The sequence below is a fragment of the Marivita sp. genome, assembly GCF_965656765.1.
Taxonomy (GTDB): Bacteria; Pseudomonadota; Alphaproteobacteria; order Rhodobacterales; family Rhodobacteraceae; genus Marivita.
In genome coordinates this window covers 14,481-31,894 of the sequence record NZ_CBFHLV010000037.1, presented here as the reverse complement: position 1 = coordinate 31,894, position 17,414 = coordinate 14,481, and the positions used below count along the sequence as shown (strand labels likewise).

Sequence of the window (17,414 nt, the reverse complement as noted above, 5' to 3'; positions counted from 1 at the left end):
GACGCGCTCGGAGCCGTAAACCTACGGGCCGAGGAAGACGCCCGCGAAGTTCAGGAAGAACACGATACTCTGCTGGCAGAAAAGCTGGACCTGGAAGAAGCGATCAAGACACTTCGATCGGGTATCGCCAGCCTCAACCGCGAAGGCCGCGAGCGCCTTCTGACTGCATTCGAGCAGGTGAACAGCAACTTCACTTTGCTCTTTACCCACCTCTTTGGTGGCGGCGAAGCGAATCTTGTAATGGTGGAAAGCGACGATCCTCTGGAAGCCGGGCTTGAAATCATGTGCCAACCACCCGGCAAAAAGCTTTCAACGCTTTCGCTGCTTTCAGGTGGAGAACAAACCCTGACTGCATTGGCGTTGATCTTTGCGGTCTTTCTCGCGAACCCTGCCCCGATCTGCGTGCTGGACGAGGTTGACGCGCCCTTGGACGATGCCAACGTCACCCGCTTCTGCGATCTGTTGGACGAGATGTGCCGCCGGACAGAAACCCGCTTTCTGATCATCACCCACCACGCTGTGACCATGTCTCGGATGGATCGGCTTTTTGGGGTCACCATGCAAGAACAGGGGGTCAGTCAGCTTGTTTCTGTCGACCTCAAGAAAGCGGAGCGTTTGGTCGCGTAAACGTGTGTCTGCGTGCAAAGCGTTTGGTCTTACACTGTCCTCATGCTCAGATTTGTTTTCGCCTTTAGCCTGATCCCCATCTCTGTATTCGCGCAAGATTGGGCACCGCGTGGCACCGACAGTCTTTTTGATCAAACCACGCTCGATGCGCAGCTTCGGGGCTCAACCATCACTTTTTTCGATGATGGTCAGTCGCGATTTTACCAAGACGGGCGATACACCTACACCTATGCAGACGAAGGCGGCACCGGCTACGGCTATTTCACCGTTATGGCTGACAGCACGATTTGCATAGAATTTGTCACCGGATTCTCGCGTTGTGACTTGTACGTCACCGATGCGGATGGACGTTTGACCATCATCACCGCTTCGGGTGATCGGTTTCCGACACGCCCTTGAACTATAGGTTCCTTTTTGGAGCTTTTGTTGGGCTATGTACCTTCGCCTAACGACCAAAACTATTGGCCATATTCCGCCTATTTTAAGGAATTGATCATATTCCTTACGGAAATATTAACTGTTTATTATCTAATAAGCACAGACTCTAGTTAGACGGCAGTGTCCCGTGAAAGGTCCGGTTGCCCCGATGAATGTGCTGATCGTGCAAAACAACGCCGAGCTTGGCCAAATGTGGCGACGCCACTTGCATCGGCATGCACATGAGGCGGACATCGCGATTGATCAGGGCAGCGCGATTGATCATCTGGATGCGCGGTATTACCCGATCATCATTCTTGACGTGGTTCTTGAAAGCGGCAGCGCAATCGCTGTGGCGGATTACGCGAGCTATCGGCACCCTGACAGCCGTGTCATATTCGTCACCAACACGAGCTTTTTTTCAGACGGGTCAATCTTTCAGCTATGTTCAAACGCCTGCGCCTTTGTGCCCAGCGCGACCCAGCCCGAGGACTTGGCCGCGATGGTCGAGCACTACGCCAAGATTGATTAAGCCGCCCTAAGCCGATCACGCCCATGCGGTTCATCGAAATCCAGAACAGGATTGATAGGAATAATCCGATACGGATTGATGGTTTCGTGGCTGTAGTGGTAATGCCGCACAATGTGATCAAAATTCACCGTCTCGGCTACACCTGGAACTTGGTACAGCTCGCGCGTGTAGGCCCAGAGGCTTGGATAATCGACAATGCGGCGACGGTTGCACTTGAAGTGCAAATGGTAGACCGGATCGAACCGCACAAGCGTTGTGAACAATCGCCAATCCGCTTCAGTAATCTGATCCCCAACCAAATAACGGCTTTTGGAAAGGCGCGCTTCCAGCCAGTCCAGACTGTCAAACAGCGGCACGACTGCGGCGTCATAGGCCTCTTGTGTCGTGGCAAAGCCGGATTTGTAGACCCCATTATTGACCGTATCGTAGACGCGCTCATTTACCAATTCGATCTCATCTTTGAGAGGTTCAGGCCAATAGTCAGAGCTATTGCCCGTGATACCATCAAACGCCGAGTTCAGCATACGAATGATCTCAGAGCTTTCATTCGACACAATTGTCTCGCGCTTTTTGTCCCAGAGGATCGGAACGGTCACCCGACCCGATATCTGCGGATCGGCTTTGAGATAGATGTCACGCGCAAAGGGCAAGCCATAAAGTGTGTCGCCCGTAGCACCGGGAAAATCGGCGTTGAAGGTCCATCCGTCCGTCAACATATCTGGATGCACGACCGAAACGCCAATGTGATCCTCTAGCCCCTTGATCGCTCGGAAGATTAGTGTGCGATGCGCCCAAGGGCAGGCAAGGCTGACATAAAGATGGTACCGGCCAGATTCTGCGGTGAAGCCACCTTCACCCGAAGGACCGGCACTGCCATCTGCGGTGATCCAGTTGCGAAACTTCGCCGTGCTGCGCTTAAATGCGCCGCCCGTGCTTTTGGTATCGTACCACTGGTCTTTCCAAACGCCATTATCCAGATGTCCCATGCCGTGCTCCTCTACATTTCTTAATGAACGACATAGAGCCCTGCACAGTTTCACAAAACTCCCACATCCGCGCAGATTGCTCTGGCTCAGCGCACAGAAGTCCAACGCTGGTTTTTGCCAACACACGAGTTCCAGTGACCCGTTGTATGCTTTACTGCAAACGCGGCACTGCCATAATTGGCAAATTAACAGCAGTTCTCGCATAGTTTCGCGCGCGACAACTTGGCTTCTGCAACTTACCGGGGTAAGGGAGCAGCGAACATTAAGACGGGTGAGCCCGGCTGGTCATACTGGCCCACATTCTGCCAGAACACTTATCACATGATGCCACCGACAAAGACCGCGCGACTGTCACGCGGCCTATTCGCAAAGAACCATCCATGATCTCTCTTGCACAATACAAACGTCAATGGACCCATAACATCCGCGGCGACCTGCTATCTGGACTGGTGGTGGCGCTTGCGCTGATCCCCGAAGCGATTGCATTTTCGATCATCGCCGGAGTTGATCCCAAGGTTGGTCTATACGCGTCTTTTTCGATTGCCGTGATCACTGCGATCACTGGTGGCCGTCCCGGTATGATTTCGGCGGCGACCGCTGCAACGGCGGTTTTGATGGTAACATTGGTCAAGGACCACGGGCTTGAATACTTGCTCGCAGCCACAGTTCTGGCTGGGCTTTTGCAAATCGGCGCGGGTTTTCTGAAACTTGGCTACGTCATGCGCTTTGTGTCGAAATCGGTGATGACAGGGTTCGTCAACGCACTGGCCATCCTGATTTTCATGGCACAATTGCCTGAACTTGATCCCTCACGCGTTCCCATGTTGACGTATGCGCTTGTGGCATCGGGACTGCTGATCATCTATCTTTTCCCACTCTTGACCAAAGCGGTGCCATCCCCCTTGGTGACGATCATCGTTCTGACGGTCTTGGTTGTCGCGATGGGATGGGATGTGCGCACAGTGGGCGATATGGGTGATTTGCCCGATACCTTACCGATCTTCCTGATCCCCGACATCCCGCTGACATTCGAGACACTTCAAATTATCTTCCCGTACTCGGTGGCCGTAGCTGTTGTCGGATTGCTCGAAAGCCTGATGACCCAGCAGATCGTCGATGACCTCACCGACACCACATCAAACCGCAATCAGGAATGTATTGGTCAGGGCCTTGCCAACACGGCCACCGGGTTCATTGGCGGCATGGCCGGTTGTGCGATGATCGGTCAGTCCATCATCAACGTTAAATCGGGCGGCCGTGGGCGGTTGTCCAGCTTTGTTGCGGGTCTTTTCCTGCTGATCCTTGTGGTCGCGCTTGGTGACATCGTGGCGATGATACCGATGGCGGCTTTGGTGGCGATCATGATCATGGTGTCGGTTGGAACATTCTCGTGGTCGTCGATCAAGAACCTGCGGGACCACCCGAAATCATCCTCCATCGTCATGCTGGCGACTGTGTTCTTTGTCATCTACACGCATAACCTTGCAATCGGCGTTCTGGTCGGTGTTCTTCTGTCCGGCATTTTCTTTGCGTGGAAAATCTCGCAGCTCTTCCGTGTGCGGTCGACCGTCACACCGGACGGAAACCATCGGACCTACACCATCGAAGGTCAGTTGTTCTTTGCCTCGTCCGAAGACTTCATGAAGGCGTTCGACTTCCGCGAAGCCCCCGAGAAGGTCACAATCGACCTGAGCCGTGCCCATATCTGGGATATTTCCTCGGTTGCGGCGCTGGACATGGCTGTGCTCAAGTTCCGACGCGAAGGGGCCGAGGTCGAGTTGATTGGCCTGAACGAAGCGTCTGAAACCATTGTTGACCGGCTTGCCATTCATGACAAACCTGGTGCGATGGATGAATTGCTGGGCCACTAGGGAGGCACGACCATGACCACGAACACTCTTATCGCCCTTGTCGACGGGTCTGCCTATTCCGAAAGCGTCTGCCATCATGCAGCGTGGATTGCGGGCAAGAACAATTGGACTGTCAAGGTTTACCATGTGATGGGTCGTCGAGACTCTGTCGAGAAACAAGACCTATCCGGTGCGATCAAGCTGGGCGCGCGTACAGCCTTGCTTGAGCAACTGTCCGAACTGGATGCGACTCGCGCCAAACTTGCCCATGAACATGGGCGCGCCATTCTGGAGGACGCTAAGGCGATCATTCGGGGCGATGGTGATATCACTGTAGAAACCCGTTTGCGCCAAGGTGATTTGGTCGAAACGATCACCGACAAAGAAGAATCCGGCGACATGATCGTCATCGGTAAACGCGGCGAAGCAGCGGGCCTTGCGATGGAACATCTCGGCTCCAACCTCGAACGGATCGTCCGTGCCAGCCATAAGCCGGTCTTTATCGCAAACCGTGCCTTCAAAGAGATAAAATCCGTTATTGTAGCCTTCGATGGCGGCCCATCATCGCTCAAGGCGGTCGACTACATCGCGCGCAGCCCATTGTTCGCAGGTTTGAAAGTCACGCTTGTTTTTGCAGGCAAAGACACTCCTGCGATCCAGAAGTCTCTGACGGATGCCACTGCAACGCTAAAGGCGGGTGGGTTCGATGCAGCCACCGTGACTGAAAGCGGTGAGCCGGAAAAGGTATTGGCGCAAATCACATCGACCGGCGACCACGAATTGCTGGTCATGGGGGCCTATGGCCACAGCCGGGTGCGCAGCTTTATCATTGGATCAACCACCACGGAAATGCTGCGGTCTTGCAAGGTGCCCGTTCTGATCATGCGGTGATTCTGGTTAGGCTAAGAACCGCGGTCAGGATCGCATTTTCTGCACGATCCAGATCACGATCATCGCCCCAAGAATAGCACCGACGAAGCCTGCTACAGCTCCGGTTGCAGCCAGCAGCAACCGTATGACCAAACCACCAATTAACGCGCCAGCGACGCCAACCATTACGGTGGCAAGCGTGCTCATCTCAATCCGCATCACACGCGTAGCAAGAAAGCCGGCCGCAGCTCCGATGATCAGAAGAAACAGAATTTGCATCGTTTACCTCCGCCGCCGATCCCTGACCGAAGAGCGCCAGTGCGTTGGTACGATGATAAGCGCCCCAAGCGACGAGACAATGGCGTTCATTCCTGGTGATCCAAAGCCAATGCCGAACATGATCCGTACGAAATAAGCAAGGAACGCGCCACCGACGCATATGATAATGCTTTGGACAATTCCGTTATTGGTAAAGCCCGTCTTCTCTGAGATGTAGCCAACGATCCCTGCGATCACGACTGTGCCCATCAAGATCATGAACATGCTTACTCTCCCAACCGGGTCCCTTCGGGAACCGCCAAACCGCGCAAAAAGGTCTCGGTATCTTGGGCACCTTTGCCCGCTCGCTGCGCGCGAACGATGGTAACGGCTCCTTCTCCACAAGCAACCGTGAAGCCATCGTCCAGCACAGTTCCAGCGGGCCCGCTCTGTTGCGCCAACGTGCTGCCCAGCAATTTCACGCGATCTGTGCCGATCATCGTCCAAGCGCCGGGGAATGGCGACAGCCCCCGAATTTGACGATCAACCTCAATCGCTGACCGTGTCCAATCAACTCTTGCCTCAGCCTTATCGATCTTTTGGGCGTAGGTCACACCACCTTTTGGCTGCGGGTCCGGCGTCAGGTCATCCAAGGTACTGAGCGCGCGAACGATTAGCTGAGCACCCATCATACTCAAACGGTCGTGCAGTTCGCCTGTCGTCTCGGTCAGCCCAATCGGAGTTGTATCACGCAGCAAAACCGGGCCGGTATCCAGACCCGCTTCCATTTGCATGATGCAGATACCCGTCCGGGCGTCCCCTGCCATGATCGCACGGTGAATGGGCGCGGCCCCTCGCCAACGTGGTAACAGCGACGCATGGATATTCAGGCAGCCGTGCTTGGGCGCATCCAACACCGCTTGCGGCAGGATCAGACCATAAGCCACGACCACGGCAATGTCCGCGTTCAGCGCAGCGAACGCCTGTTGTGCCTCATCTGTGCGCAGACTTTTGGGATGTCGCACCTCAAGATCCAGCGCTTGGGCCCGAGCGTGAACCGGTGTCGGGCGGTCTTTTTTGCCGCGCCCTGCGGGACGGGGTGGTTGGCAATAGACGGCGGCAATCTCGTGCCCCGCGTCGACCAAAGCGTCGAGCACCGGGACCGAAAAATCGGGCGTGCCCATGAAGATGATCCGCATGTCCTAGGCTTTCAGCTTTTTCGCACGTCGCAACAGGATATCCCGCTTGGTTTTGCTCAAATGGTCGAAATACATTTTGCCGTTCAGATGGTCGATCTGGTGCTGCACTGACGTGGCCCAAAGACCAACAAAATCCTGTTCGTGAACCTCACCATCGGCACCCATGAACCGTACAGTTACTGCGCGGGGGCGTTCGATCTTGGAAAAGACGCCAGGCAGATTTGGGCTGGCCTCTTCATGGGCATGAAGCTGCACTGACGCATGCAGGACTTCCGGGTTCGCCATGCGTATGGCCTTGCCCCGTTCCTCAGATGCATCGACGACAGCAAGCCGTTTGAGAATGCCAATCTGATTGGCCGCCAGTCCAACACCGGGCATCGCTTCCATGGTGTCGATCATATCGTCCCAAATCTTGCGGATCTCGTCTGTGATTTTACACACCGGTTCGGCAGTCGTGCGCAGGCTTTTGTTTGGCCATGGCAGACATGTGCGTTTTGTCATGCCAGCGCCGCGTAGTCGGTTTCGATTTGGGCACGAACCGTTTCAGACAACCTGTCAAAGATCACGACGCCATTGAGGTGATCCAGCTCATGCTGCGCACACGTGGCAGCAAAGCCCGTCAGTTGTGTTTCGTGCCGCATGCCGCGCAGATCCTTATAAGCCAGCACGATCTCGGTCGACCGTGTCACCTCGGCTGAAACGCCAGGGATCGACAGGCAGGCCTCGGTGCCTTCGGCTTTTGCATCAGCCGCGGCAATAATCTCGGGATTGATGCAGACATACGGTGTGCGATCGCCATCTTTCCAAGTTGCGTCCATGACGAACACACGCTGCATCACACCGATCTGCGGCGCAGCTAAGCCGCGCCCTGGGGCGTCGTACATCGTGTCGAACATGTCTTGCACCAGATCGGCCAAAGTGGATGGATCTGCCACCGGAGCGCACGTCTGTGACAGTCTGGGATCAGGCCAGGTGAGGATGGGCCGTACGCTCATGCGCGGGCCATCTCGCGTTTGAGCTTAACCATCTTGCGCGTGATCATCTGGCGCTTCAACGGTTTAAGGTAGTCGATAAACAACTTCCCGTTCAGATGGTCGATCTCATGCTGAACACAGGTCGCCCAAAGCCCGTCAAACTCTTCCTCCTGCGGATTGCCGTTCTCATCTAGCCACGCCACCTTGACCGCCTCTGGGCGGGTCACATCGGCGAACTGATCGGGGATCGACAAGCACCCTTCCTCGTAGACATTGAGCTCATCCGAGGACGCGACGACTTCGGGGTTGAACATCACCAGCGGACGGGACGCTGTTTCTTCGTCATTGACGCAATCCAACACGATCAAGCGCGACAATACTCCCACCTGTGGCGCGGCAAGACCGATGCCCGGCGCGTCATACATGGTTTCAAGCATATCCTTGGCCAAGCTGCGCAAATCATCCGACAAATCGGGCACTGGCGCACAAGCCTTTTTCAGACGCGGGTCCGGATGAATGAGGATCGGCAATTTCATGTAAGTGATCTAATTAATCAATCTCGCGAGGGCAAGTGACCGGGGCTTGCGCCTGCTGTTCTTTAAGGTAGCGTCCCGCATATCCAATCAGAGCGGAGTGTGCCCATGCGCGATCTATTCAATGCCCCCAATGACCGGCGTGGGACGCATTGTTCCAAGTGGGATATTCTTGAAAGTAAGTTTGATGTGCCGCTCGTAGACGGCATAGCCATGTGGACAGCCGATAGCGACTATCCGACAGCCCCCTGCGTTCTCAGAGCCTTGCAGGACGCAGTAGATCACGGGGTATTTGGCTACTGGGCCGACAACACCGACTATCACGCAGCAATTCAATGGTGGATGAAGAACAGGCATGGGTGGGATGTGGAGGCCGACTGGATCATGACGTCCCAAGGCCTGGGTAACGCGATTGCGCTCTGTTTGGACGTTTGGTCGAACCCCGGCGACCGGATCGTGACGTTCAATCCGGTCTATCACGAGTTCGAATTCAAGATCAGGCGCGCAGGTCGCGTTCCGGTGCAATGCCCCCTCAAGCGTGAGGGCGATACATACATGCTGGACCTGGACGACGCGCAGTCGCGGCTGGATGGGTCAGAGAAGCTCTTGATCTTTTGCTCCCCACAAAACCCGTCGGGCCGCATTTGGACAGCCGACGAATTACGACAGGTGGCCGAATTCGCCGCGCGGAACGATCTGATCATCGTGGCCGATGAAATTCACCATGACTTCATCTATCCCGGCGAAACGTTTGTTCCGTTCGATGTTGCCGCACCCGAAGCGCGGGAACGAACAGTAGTACTGACCGCGTCGTCAAAGACCTTCAACATCGCAGGTCAAAAGACAGGTAATATGATCATCCCCGACGCCACACTGCGCGAAGCGATGGAGCAACGGTTACGTTCGTTGGACTATTCGCCCAACGCGTTGGGCCTGAAAATGGTGACAGCCGCCTACACGCCCGAAGGGGCCGCATGGGTGGATGAACAGATTGCGCATCTGATTGAGAACAGGAAAATTTTCGATGATGCCGTTAACGCCATCCCCGGCGTGCATTCGCTTCCTTTGAAGTCCACGTATCTTGCGTGGGTCGATTTTTCAGGCACCGGGATGGAGTTCGAAGAGATCAGTCGTCGCGTCCGCAAAGAAGCGCGGATCGCGCCCAGCCCAGGTCCGGAATTCGGCCCGGGCGGAGAGACGTTCTTGCGCTTTAACCTCGCCACACAGCGTTACCGCGTCGAAGAGGCAGCCAAACGTCTGCAAGAGGCGTTCAACGACCTACAGTAAAGTCAGTTTCGCGGTGGGCGGGATTTGTAAACTGGCAAACTCCAGCCAAATGCGATGGAACCTGCACGCAGGCCAAAGGTGATCGCGGCAGCGGCGAGAACCGTTGCTGTCGAACCAAGATCCACAATTGGGGAAAGCGCCACAACCGCAGCACCCGCAACAGCACAGGTCACATAGAGTTCGCCCTGCTTGAGGACGAGCGGCACCTCGTTCGCCACCACATCGCGCATCAGCCCGCCCAGACATCCGGTAACAGCGCCCATGACCACGACGATGGCTGCACTTTGCCCGAGACTGGCAGCGATATTCGCTCCTGCGGCAACCGCAAAAGATAAAGCTGCCGCATCAAACCAAAGGATCGCCTTATAGCGGCTTTCAAACAGGTGCGCGGTCAAAAACACCACGAAGGCCGCAACCACAGCAACACCCAGATAGGTCGGGTCGGCCATCCAGAACACCGGGTTCCGGTCCAGCAGGACATCGCGCAGAGTGCCACCGCCCACCCCGGTAAGGATCGCAAGAAAAGCAAACCCGATGATATCAAGCTGTGCGCGACTGGCGACCAATGCGCCGGTCAAAGCAAAAACCAAAACGGCAGCATGGTCGAGCAGTGCAATCAGGGTCACGCTGCGCCTTTTTTGAACGGCTTCATGCCCTCGCGCGCCAATTCATCGGCGCGTTCATTTTCGGGGTGGCCTGCGTGGCCCTTGACCCATTCCCAAGTCACGTCGTGGCGCGCCTGTGCCTCGTCTAGGCGTTGCCACAGTTCGACATTCTTGACCGGTTTCTTGTTCGCAGTCTTCCAACCGTTGCGTTTCCAGCCATGAATCCAGCCCGTGACTCCATTCTTCACATAAGCGCTGTCGGTGATAATGGTCAGCGACGATGGACGCTCTAACGTTTCCAGGGCGTGTATTGCAGCTAGCAACTCCATACGATTGTTGGTCGTGTTGGCTTCGCCGCCCGAAAGGGTGCGTTCCTTTACGATTGTATCGTCGTCCTTGGCCTGCATCAGCACGCCCCAGCCTCCGGGTCCGGGGTTTCCGGAACAGGCTCCGTCGGTATAGGCAAATAGGTCAGGCATAGGCAGTCACAGAGATCCAGTCAGCGTCTTCGCCGCTTAGCCCTTTGTCGCGCCCCCGTCGATAGGAACCAACAGTAAAACCGGCGGCTTTGAGCAATTCCGTCAACTCGGCCTCGGTATAGTAGGTGTAAAGTCGATTGATGCTGTCGCGCGCCTCTCCAGTGCCTGCTTTGACGGCAATGTGAAACAAACTACCAGGTTTCAACGCGGTGTTGATCGCGGAAAGATGGCGCGGCATATCAGTCCGCGGGGCGTGCAACAGGCTGAAATTGGCCCAAACGCCGTCATAAATCGCGGTACCGTCGATGTCGTCGAAACTGGCCTGACGTGCCGCGACACCGTCTACTTTAGAGGCCAGTTCAATCATCGCAGCCGACGCGTCCAGCGCAACGACCGAGCAACCCGCCCGCACCATATGACGGGCAGAGGTGCCAGGGCCGCAGCCCAGATCAAGCACATGCGCGCCGTTGGGCAATGCATTAAGAAACGCCGCCAGGGTTTCGCTTGGGGTTTGCGATGGCTCTAGCTTCGAATAGTCCACCGCTCGAGCGTCATAGACAGCAATGGTGTCGCGGTCGGTCACAAAAACACTCCAACGCTTAGGCAGAGGACGACCAATCCGGTCAAAAGCACGCGCAAGTGCATCCACCACTTGGGCGCCAAGCCCCAGGTCCAAAAACTATAATCCAACACAAGCAAGCCAAGAAACCCAAAGATCAGGTTTGTGCCAGCAGATACTGGGCCACCGCCCGTCATGAAAAACGCCCACAGCGCTGGAATCACCGACAGCGCGTACCCCGTGGCTGCCTGTCCGCCTTCGGCTTTGGTGGCAAAGCCCCACAAAACGCCAGACATGAAGCTGAGGATCACCATTCCGTAGGACAGCTGAACATACGGCCCGACAAACCGTGGTCCAAGCGTATCAAGCCCCCATTGTGCGGCAGGATCAGACAGCAATGTCAGCGCCCCCCACGTAAAGGGAATTACGCCAGCCAAACCAAGGATCAGGGCGGAACGGGGAATATGTGTCATTGTATGTCCGTCATCATCTACTGCCGCGCGACATAGCTCAGGCGCGCTCCAGCGCCAACCTTGCCGCCAATGCTGCAAAGAGGCCCGCAAAGGACCGATTGAGCCACGTCATGACCCTTTCGCTTCCGAGCACCCAAGTGCGCGCAGCAGCCGCAAACACGCCGTACAGGACAAAGACCCCGAACGTCATCAACATGAAGATACCGCCCATCAGCGCCATTTCTGCCGTTGCGGTTGCGGGGTTACCCGACAAGAACGGTGGTAAAAGCGCCAGAAAAAAGATCGAAAGCTTCGGGTTCAGAATGTTGATCAAAGCTCCGCGTCGGGCAATGCGCAAGCCGTTCTCGGCCTGACGTTCTTCAGATACTTTCAACGCACCATCAGACTTTAGCGCCTGCCACGCCAGCCACAGCAGGTACGCCACTCCGGCAAACTTGACCACGTTGAACAAAACAGCCGACGTGTGCAGCACCGCCGCAAGCCCAAGCGTTGCCGCCAAAAGGTGCGGCACAATCCCAAAAGTACAGCCCAACGCGGCCCAGATTGAAGGCCAACGTCCCTGCCCCAATCCAATGGCTAGCGTGTAGATAACGCCTGTCCCGGGGGCGATGACGACCACGAAGGCAGTCAGTAGGAATTGCAGGGAAAGCATAGCAGATCCTCGTTGGGTGCGCGCTGATGACGCTATACATTTGCGTGCCAATGATCTAGACGCGCGGCTTGGCCTTCTGGTGGCCGCTCATACAAAGAAGACGACACTCGTGAAAAAAGCCCTGCAAGATGCCCTTGATGCCCGTGGATACGACACGCTAACCCCAGTTCAAGAGGCGGTTCTCAATCCCGGATATGTCGGTGCTGACCTATTGGTGTCAGCACAGACCGGATCAGGCAAAACGCTTGGATTTGGCCTAGCCATCGCGCCGACAATTCTCGAGGAAGAGGCGTTTGGTCCCGCAGGTGCCCCTTTGGCACTTGTCATTGCGCCAACACGCGAACTGGCGCTGCAAGTAAAACGCGAACTGGCTTGGCTTTATGCGCAAGCTGGTGTCGTGATGGCCTCGACCGTGGGCGGTATGGACATGCGCGACGAACGCCGGGCATTGGAACGCGGTGCGCACATCGTAGTCGCAACTCCGGGCCGACTGCGCGACCATATCATGCGCAACTCCATCGACCTCAGCCAATGTCGCGCCGTGATCTTGGACGAAGCCGACGAGATGCTGGATCTTGGTTTCCGTGAAGACCTTGAATTCATTCTTGGCGAAGCTCCCGAAGACCGTCAGACGCTGTTGTTCTCGGCCACTGTGCCGCCTCAGATCGCCAAGCTTGCCAAAAGCTATCAGCGTGATGCGATCCGCGTTGTCACGAAATCCGAAACCAGCCAGCACGCCGATATCGCCTATCGCGCGATGCAGGTGAACGACCGCGACACTGACAACGCCGTAATCAATACGTTGCGTTATTACGAAGCGCCGAACGCCATCGTCTTTGCCAATACGCGCGCAATGGTGAACCGGCTGACAACAAGGCTCTCGAACCGGGGTTTTCAGGTAGTGGCGCTGTCGGGTGAGTTGTCCCAGACCGAACGCACCCACGCGCTGCAAGCGATGCGCGATGGTCGGGCGCAGGTTTGTGTGGCCACTGATGTGGCAGCGCGTGGGATCGACTTGCCGAACCTCGATCTGGTGGTGCATGCTGAGTTGCCCTCAAATCATGAAACCCTGCTGCACCGCTCTGGCCGCACAGGCCGTGCCGGACGTAAGGGTGTGTCAGCTCTGATCGTGACACCGAAGGTGCGAAAGAAAGCCGAACGCATTCTGTCGATGGCCAAGCTCAAATCCGATTGGGGCACTGCGCCATCAGCAGACGAAGTGCTTGAACGCGATGAAGATCGCATGTTCGCAGACCCCGCATGGGAAACACCGGTTGGCGACTCCGAGGAATCAGTTGTGAACCGTCTGGTGGCGGAAAAGTCGCCCGAACAGATCGCGGCAGCCTATCTACGATTGTTCCGCGAACAACACACTGCGCCCGAGGAACTTTCGGACCCGAATGCCAGACCCGAGAAACGTCAGGACTTCGGCCCAAGCGTCTGGTTCGCCGTATCCGGTGGCCGTGCTGCGGATGCGGAACCGCGCCGCATCCTCCCAATGGTCTGTGGTGCTGGCGATCTGAGCAAGGACGATATTGGTGCAATCCGCATCCAACAGGACCATTCGCTGGTGCAGGTCAAAGAAGCGTCGGTCGCGCGGCTTCTGAACGCGGTTGGTCCAGAGATGGAATTGGAAAAGGGTGTAACCCTGACCAAGCTCGACAAAGCGCCTGACTTTGATCGCGGCGCAAAGCCAGGCGGCAAAGGTGGCCCACGCCCAGATCGCAAGCCCTATGGCGATGGGCCGAAACCTGCGCGCAAGACCTATGACGACAGACCCAGATCAGACGCTTCCACCCCCGCGCACGATGATGCTCCGGCCAAGCCGAAACCGGCGCCAAAATCGGCCGCACCCATCAATTGGAACGATGATCCGACGCCGCGTACGCGCAAGCCGAAACCGGCGGACCGAAAAAACCAAAAACCGTCGGGCAAGCCGTATCAAGGCAAATCAGATGGGCCCGCCCGAGAGCGCAAGCCCTATCAGGGCAAATCCGACGGGTCATCCCGTGACCGAAAGCCCTATGGTGACAAGCCCGGCGGGGACCGACCACCGCGTCGGTCCGAGAGCGGATTTCAGGCGCAACCCTTTAAGGGCAAAGGCAAACCCAAAGGCCCTCCCCCGCCCGAAGGCAAACCCGACAGTAAAAAGAATATTGCCCGTGCTGCAGCCCGCGCCAATGCCGGAGATCCTTCGCAAAGCATGCGCAAGCCGCGTACCGGGGGCGGCAAACCCGGTGGTAAGTTCGGGGGGAAGCCCGGAGGCAAGCCTTCTGGCAAGTTCGGTGGAAAACCGGGCGGAAAACGTTAAGCCGAACGACATCCTGCGAGGGGTGGCACCGGTTCGTTCCTAGGAGCCGCCCTCGCAATGTCGTTAGGCAGGTACGCGCAACACGCGAGGTACTTTGAATTCGACGTTCTCGACCGCTGTTTCGACCATCTCGACATTGACATCATAGCGCCCCCGGAACGCATCAATCACCTCGGTGATCAGCTCTTCCGGGGCGCTGGCCCCCGCGGTGATCCCAACGCTGGCAATCCCGTCAAGCGCACGCCAGTCGATATCCAGGGCCCGTTGAACCAGTTGGGAATAGCCGCAGCCTGCCTTGCTGCCCACCTCGACAAGACGTCTGGAATTCGATGAATTCGGCGCACCAACCACCAGCATCGCATCGCATTTTGGGGCCATCGCCTTGACTGCTTCCTGACGATTGGTGGTGGCGTAACAGATGTCTTCCTTGTGCGGGCCGACGATCTTGGGGAACCGTGCCTGAAGGGCCGCGACAATATCGATTGTGTCATCCACGCTTAGCGTCGTCTGCGTCACAAAAGCAAGTTTTTCGGGATCACGGACATCGACGGAGGCCACGTCGTCGACCGTTTCAACGAGAAGCACCTCCCCATCGGGCAATTGACCCATGGTCCCAACGGTCTCGGGGTGGCCTTCGTGGCCAATCATGATCATCTGCAGACCGTTGTCGTGATGGCGCGCGGCTTCGATATGGACCTTGCTGACCAAAGGACATGTCGCATCGACATAGATCATTTCGCGCTTCGCCGCCTCGGCAGGTACGGCTTTGGGCACACCATGCGCCGAGAAAATCACCGGACGATCATCCGGGCATTCGTGCAGTTCCTCGACAAACACCGCGCCTTTGTCGCGAAGGGAGTCAACAACATATTTATTGTGCACAATCTCGTGTCTCACAAAAACCGGCGCGCCCCATTTCTCGAGCGCCATCTCGACAATCTTGATCGCGCGGTCCACGCCCGCGCAGAATCCACGCGGTGCAGCAAGGTACAAGGTCAGAGGCGGATTGGTCATAAGAGATCGTCCTGTCAGCGTGAGTTTACAGGTAAGGCCAAGCGACCGGTCCGTAAAGAGGCGGTCCGCATTTGCAACTTGCAACGCCGTGATCTTGGGGGCATGGCGGGGTTATGCGCCTGACCGATTTCATCCGCGCGAACGCGCCCTTTCTGACGGCAGGTGCCATGCTCACCTTCTTGTCGTCGTTTGGACAGACCTACTTTATCTCACTCTTTGCCGGAGAGGTGCGGCTTGCGTTTGATCTAAGCCATGGCGCCTGGGGCGGCATCTACATGATCGGTACGATGGCGTCGGCGGCCGTTATGGTCTGGGCCGGGGGCCTGACCGATCTGTTCCGGGTACGCATTCTCGCACCTATCGTTCTGGTTGGTCTGGCGGCGGCTTGTCTGGCCATGGCCTTCAATCCATGGGTTTGGGCCTTACCAATCGTGATCTTTGCGCTGAGGTTTTTCGGGCAAGGAATGTGTTCGCATATCGCTGTGATCGCGATGGCTCGCTGGTTCGTTGCGACACGCGGACGCGCGTTGTCGATTGCATCACTTGGATTTGCACTTGGTGAAGCACTGGTTCCATTAATCGTCGTCGGCGCAATGACCATTATGGCATGGCAGAACCTTTGGATTGCCGGCGCGGTGATCTGCCTGTGCGCCATTCCCATTCTTTCGAAGCTGCTTGCGCAAGAAAGAACACCTGCATCACATGCAGAGTCAGATGTCTCTTTCGGCATGGGCGGGCAGCACTGGCGCCGGCTACAGGCATTAAGACATCCGCTTTTCTGGTGCATGGTTCCTGCGGTTTTGGGTCCATCTGCGTTCAACACTGCGTTTTTCTTTCATCAAGTGCATGTTGCCGACGTAAAAGGTCTTGAGCACTTGGTCTTCGTCAGCTTTTTCCCGCTATATACGGCGGTTGGGATCGGTTCGATGGTCCTGTCCGGATGGGCGCTTGACCGCTTGGGAACAGCACGGCTGACGCCTTTTTACCAATTACCCATGGTTGCAGCATTTCTGGTTTTCGGCCTGACCCACAGCCCGCTTGGTCTGGCTCTTGGATTTGTCTTTTTGGGTATGACCTCGGGCGCAAACGCCACGCTACCCAACGCGTTTTGGGCAGAATTCTACGGTACGGCACACATCGGCTCGATCAAATCAATGGCGACCGCTGTGATGGTTTTGGGATCGGCGTTTGGACCGGGACTGACAGGGCTTCTGATTGATTTGGGGATTGGGATCGAAACCCAGTTCATCGGCATCGCCGCGTTTTTTGTTGGAACCACGATGTTGATGCTATGGGGCATTCGGCGCGCCGCGCGCGACTTAACGCCGGGTGTCACCGAAGCTGATCTCAGAACGCCGCAGCCGTGATCAGGGCAACCACGATATAGCGGATTGTCTTGGCGATGCTGACCAACAGAAAAAACAGCCAAACATTTGTGCGCATGACCCCTGCGACGATGGTCAGGGAATCACCCAACGGGGCCCAGCTGAACAAGAGCGTCCAAACTCCCCACTTGAGATACCATTCGCGAGCACGATTCAATTGCGCTTCGGACACCGGAAACCAACGGCGGCCACGAAAGCGTTCCAGGACCCGGCCCAACGCATAGTTCAGGCCGGATCCTAGAATGTTGCCAACGCTGGCAAAGATCACGATCCATTCAATTGGAATATCGCCGCGCAATTGCAGCGCGACGAAGACGATTTCAGATTGGAACGGAAGGATGGTCGCCGCGCCGAACGCCACGATGAAGAGACCACCAAGAGAAAGCAGGTCGCTTAACATGGC

General features: G+C 56.5%; 21 protein-coding genes and 1 pseudogene. 8 read left to right on the top strand and 14 right to left on the bottom strand.

The features are described 5' to 3' along the window. From ACTG4M_RS11150 to ACTG4M_RS11140, 3 genes and pseudogenes are all read left to right on the top strand, one after another. A pseudogene (locus tag ACTG4M_RS11150) lies at window positions 1-627 on the top strand (chromosome segregation protein SMC); the annotation flags it as partial. 42 nt (window positions 628-669) lie between these two features. Then, window positions 670-1,026 (top strand): hypothetical protein, encoded by a 357-nt coding sequence (locus ACTG4M_RS11145; RefSeq protein WP_439123732.1) that lies wholly within the window; start codon window positions 670-672, stop codon window positions 1,024-1,026. 187 nt (window positions 1,027-1,213) lie between these two features. Then, the gene (locus tag ACTG4M_RS11140) at window positions 1,214-1,576 is read left to right on the top strand and encodes a hypothetical protein (protein ID WP_439123734.1); all 363 of its coding nucleotides are present in this window, start codon (window positions 1,214-1,216) and stop codon (window positions 1,574-1,576) included. Here ACTG4M_RS11140 and ACTG4M_RS11135 read toward each other — a convergent pair. Next, entirely contained in the window at window positions 1,573-2,562 is a 990-nt protein-coding gene (locus ACTG4M_RS11135) for a glutathione S-transferase family protein (RefSeq protein ID WP_439123731.1), read from the bottom strand. The two genes, ACTG4M_RS11140 and ACTG4M_RS11135, sit on opposite strands and share 4 nt — an antisense overlap. A 380-nt stretch (window positions 2,563-2,942) precedes the next feature. On the opposite strand from ACTG4M_RS11135, the gene ACTG4M_RS11130 reads away from it, so the two are divergent. After that, window positions 2,943-4,433 (top strand): SulP family inorganic anion transporter, encoded by a 1,491-nt coding sequence (locus ACTG4M_RS11130; protein WP_439123730.1) that lies wholly within the window; start codon window positions 2,943-2,945, stop codon window positions 4,431-4,433. A gap of 12 nt (window positions 4,434-4,445) precedes the next feature. Further along, window positions 4,446-5,303: a universal stress protein gene (locus ACTG4M_RS11125; protein WP_439123729.1), complete on the top strand. Its 858-nt coding sequence runs from the start codon at window positions 4,446-4,448 to the stop codon at window positions 5,301-5,303. A gap of 24 nt (window positions 5,304-5,327) precedes the next feature. Here ACTG4M_RS11125 and ACTG4M_RS11120 read toward each other — a convergent pair whose 3' ends face one another. From ACTG4M_RS11120 to def (ACTG4M_RS11095), 6 genes are read right to left on the bottom strand one after another with little or no spacing between them, the layout of a single operon-like run. Continuing rightward, window positions 5,328-5,561, bottom strand: a complete 234-nt coding sequence (locus ACTG4M_RS11120) for a GlsB/YeaQ/YmgE family stress response membrane protein (protein WP_439123728.1) — start codon at window positions 5,559-5,561, stop codon at window positions 5,328-5,330. 3 nt (window positions 5,562-5,564) lie between these two features. Beyond that, on the bottom strand, window positions 5,565-5,825 hold the full coding sequence (locus ACTG4M_RS11115) for a hypothetical protein (protein ID WP_439123727.1): 261 nt from the start codon (window positions 5,823-5,825) through the stop codon (window positions 5,565-5,567). Between the two features lie 2 nt (window positions 5,826-5,827). Then, window positions 5,828-6,739: a methionyl-tRNA formyltransferase gene (fmt, locus tag ACTG4M_RS11110; RefSeq protein WP_439123726.1), complete on the bottom strand. Its 912-nt coding sequence runs from the start codon at window positions 6,737-6,739 to the stop codon at window positions 5,828-5,830. Between the two features lie 3 nt (window positions 6,740-6,742). After that, window positions 6,743-7,240: a peptide deformylase gene (def, locus tag ACTG4M_RS11105; RefSeq protein WP_439123725.1), complete on the bottom strand. Its 498-nt coding sequence runs from the start codon at window positions 7,238-7,240 to the stop codon at window positions 6,743-6,745. Further along, window positions 7,237-7,734, bottom strand: coding sequence for a peptide deformylase (gene def / locus ACTG4M_RS11100; RefSeq protein WP_439123724.1), 498 nt, complete (start codon window positions 7,732-7,734; stop codon window positions 7,237-7,239). Before def (ACTG4M_RS11100) ends, def (ACTG4M_RS11105) begins: the two co-directional genes overlap by 4 nt. After that, window positions 7,731-8,249, bottom strand: coding sequence for a peptide deformylase (gene def, locus ACTG4M_RS11095; protein ID WP_439123723.1), 519 nt, complete (start codon window positions 8,247-8,249; stop codon window positions 7,731-7,733). The genes def (ACTG4M_RS11100) and def (ACTG4M_RS11095) overlap by 4 nt, the downstream gene beginning before the upstream one ends. Before the next feature lie 105 nt (window positions 8,250-8,354). Here def (ACTG4M_RS11095) and ACTG4M_RS11090 point away from each other — a divergent pair, with 105 nt between their 5' ends. Then, the gene (locus ACTG4M_RS11090) at window positions 8,355-9,533 is read left to right on the top strand and encodes a MalY/PatB family protein (RefSeq protein ID WP_439123722.1); all 1,179 of its coding nucleotides are present in this window, start codon (window positions 8,355-8,357) and stop codon (window positions 9,531-9,533) included. A 2-nt stretch (window positions 9,534-9,535) separates the two neighbouring features. On the opposite strand, the gene ACTG4M_RS11085 is transcribed toward ACTG4M_RS11090, so the two are convergent. Genes ACTG4M_RS11085 through ACTG4M_RS11065 form a run of 5 tightly spaced genes read right to left on the bottom strand, consistent with a single transcriptional unit; the run spans window position 9,536 to window position 12,301 of the window. Next, window positions 9,536-10,159: a trimeric intracellular cation channel family protein gene (locus ACTG4M_RS11085; RefSeq protein WP_439123721.1), complete on the bottom strand. Its 624-nt coding sequence runs from the start codon at window positions 10,157-10,159 to the stop codon at window positions 9,536-9,538. Further along, window positions 10,156-10,617 carry a ribonuclease HI gene (gene rnhA, locus ACTG4M_RS11080; RefSeq protein WP_439123720.1) on the bottom strand — a complete coding sequence of 154 codons (462 nt, stop codon included), beginning with the start codon at window positions 10,615-10,617 and terminating at the stop codon, window positions 10,156-10,158. The genes ACTG4M_RS11085 and rnhA overlap by 4 nt, the downstream gene beginning before the upstream one ends. Next, on the bottom strand, window positions 10,610-11,200 hold the full coding sequence (locus ACTG4M_RS11075; protein WP_439123719.1) for a class I SAM-dependent DNA methyltransferase: 591 nt from the start codon (window positions 11,198-11,200) through the stop codon (window positions 10,610-10,612). The genes rnhA and ACTG4M_RS11075 overlap by 8 nt, the downstream gene beginning before the upstream one ends. After that, entirely contained in the window at window positions 11,197-11,649 is a 453-nt protein-coding gene (locus ACTG4M_RS11070; RefSeq protein ID WP_439123718.1) for a DUF3429 domain-containing protein, read from the bottom strand. The genes ACTG4M_RS11075 and ACTG4M_RS11070 overlap by 4 nt, the downstream gene beginning before the upstream one ends. 37 nt (window positions 11,650-11,686) lie before the next feature. Further along, complete coding sequence (locus ACTG4M_RS11065) at window positions 11,687-12,301, bottom strand: LysE family translocator (protein WP_439123717.1); 615 nt, start codon at window positions 12,299-12,301, stop codon at window positions 11,687-11,689. 109 nt (window positions 12,302-12,410) lie between these two features. Between ACTG4M_RS11065 and ACTG4M_RS11060 the strand changes: the two genes are divergently transcribed. After that, window positions 12,411-14,612: a DEAD/DEAH box helicase gene (locus ACTG4M_RS11060; protein WP_439123733.1), complete on the top strand. Its 2,202-nt coding sequence runs from the start codon at window positions 12,411-12,413 to the stop codon at window positions 14,610-14,612. Between the two features lie 63 nt (window positions 14,613-14,675). On the opposite strand, the gene ispH is transcribed toward ACTG4M_RS11060, so the two are convergent. Next, on the bottom strand, window positions 14,676-15,626 hold the full coding sequence (gene ispH, locus ACTG4M_RS11055; RefSeq protein ID WP_439123716.1) for a 4-hydroxy-3-methylbut-2-enyl diphosphate reductase: 951 nt from the start codon (window positions 15,624-15,626) through the stop codon (window positions 14,676-14,678). A 113-nt stretch (window positions 15,627-15,739) separates the two neighbouring features. On the opposite strand from ispH, the gene ACTG4M_RS11050 reads away from it, so the two are divergent. Next, window positions 15,740-16,993: an MFS transporter gene (locus tag ACTG4M_RS11050; RefSeq protein ID WP_439123715.1), complete on the top strand. Its 1,254-nt coding sequence runs from the start codon at window positions 15,740-15,742 to the stop codon at window positions 16,991-16,993. Here ACTG4M_RS11050 and ACTG4M_RS11045 read toward each other — a convergent pair. After that, window positions 16,974-17,411: a YqaA family protein gene (locus tag ACTG4M_RS11045; protein ID WP_439123714.1), complete on the bottom strand. Its 438-nt coding sequence runs from the start codon at window positions 17,409-17,411 to the stop codon at window positions 16,974-16,976. The genes ACTG4M_RS11050 and ACTG4M_RS11045 overlap by 20 nt on opposite strands. Window positions 17,412-17,414 lie beyond the last annotated feature (3 nt).

Excerpts from the sequence above, each read along its gene's own strand:
- ACTG4M_RS11120 (WP_439123728.1), bottom strand. The coding sequence starts at position 5,561 with ATGCAAATTCTGTTTCTTCTGATCATCGGAGCTGCGGCCGGCTTTCTT.
- ACTG4M_RS11050 (WP_439123715.1), top strand. The coding sequence starts at position 15,740 with ATGCGCCTGACCGATTTCATCCGCGCGAACGCGCCCTTTCTGACGGCA.
- rnhA (WP_439123720.1), bottom strand. The coding sequence starts at position 10,617 with ATGCCTGACCTATTTGCCTATACCGACGGAGCCTGTTCCGGAAACCCC.
- def (WP_439123725.1), bottom strand. The coding sequence starts at position 7,240 with ATGACAAAACGCACATGTCTGCCATGGCCAAACAAAAGCCTGCGCACG.
- ACTG4M_RS11090 (WP_439123722.1), top strand. The coding sequence starts at position 8,355 with ATGCGCGATCTATTCAATGCCCCCAATGACCGGCGTGGGACGCATTGT.
- def (WP_439123723.1), bottom strand. The coding sequence starts at position 8,249 with ATGAAATTGCCGATCCTCATTCATCCGGACCCGCGTCTGAAAAAGGCT.
- ACTG4M_RS11135 (WP_439123731.1), bottom strand. The coding sequence starts at position 2,562 with ATGGGACATCTGGATAATGGCGTTTGGAAAGACCAGTGGTACGATACC.
- ACTG4M_RS11125 (WP_439123729.1), top strand. The coding sequence starts at position 4,446 with ATGACCACGAACACTCTTATCGCCCTTGTCGACGGGTCTGCCTATTCC.
- ACTG4M_RS11070 (WP_439123718.1), bottom strand. The coding sequence starts at position 11,649 with ATGACACATATTCCCCGTTCCGCCCTGATCCTTGGTTTGGCTGGCGTA.
- ACTG4M_RS11065 (WP_439123717.1), bottom strand. The coding sequence starts at position 12,301 with ATGCTTTCCCTGCAATTCCTACTGACTGCCTTCGTGGTCGTCATCGCC.
- ACTG4M_RS11115 (WP_439123727.1), bottom strand. The coding sequence starts at position 5,825 with ATGTTCATGATCTTGATGGGCACAGTCGTGATCGCAGGGATCGTTGGC.
- fmt (WP_439123726.1), bottom strand. The coding sequence starts at position 6,739 with ATGCGGATCATCTTCATGGGCACGCCCGATTTTTCGGTCCCGGTGCTC.
- ACTG4M_RS11130 (WP_439123730.1), top strand. The coding sequence starts at position 2,943 with ATGATCTCTCTTGCACAATACAAACGTCAATGGACCCATAACATCCGC.
- def (WP_439123724.1), bottom strand. The coding sequence starts at position 7,734 with ATGAGCGTACGGCCCATCCTCACCTGGCCTGATCCCAGACTGTCACAG.
- ACTG4M_RS11140 (WP_439123734.1), top strand. The coding sequence starts at position 1,214 with ATGAATGTGCTGATCGTGCAAAACAACGCCGAGCTTGGCCAAATGTGG.
- ACTG4M_RS11145 (WP_439123732.1), top strand. The coding sequence starts at position 670 with ATGCTCAGATTTGTTTTCGCCTTTAGCCTGATCCCCATCTCTGTATTC.
- ACTG4M_RS11045 (WP_439123714.1), bottom strand. The coding sequence starts at position 17,411 with ATGTTAAGCGACCTGCTTTCTCTTGGTGGTCTCTTCATCGTGGCGTTC.
- ispH (WP_439123716.1), bottom strand. The coding sequence starts at position 15,626 with ATGACCAATCCGCCTCTGACCTTGTACCTTGCTGCACCGCGTGGATTC.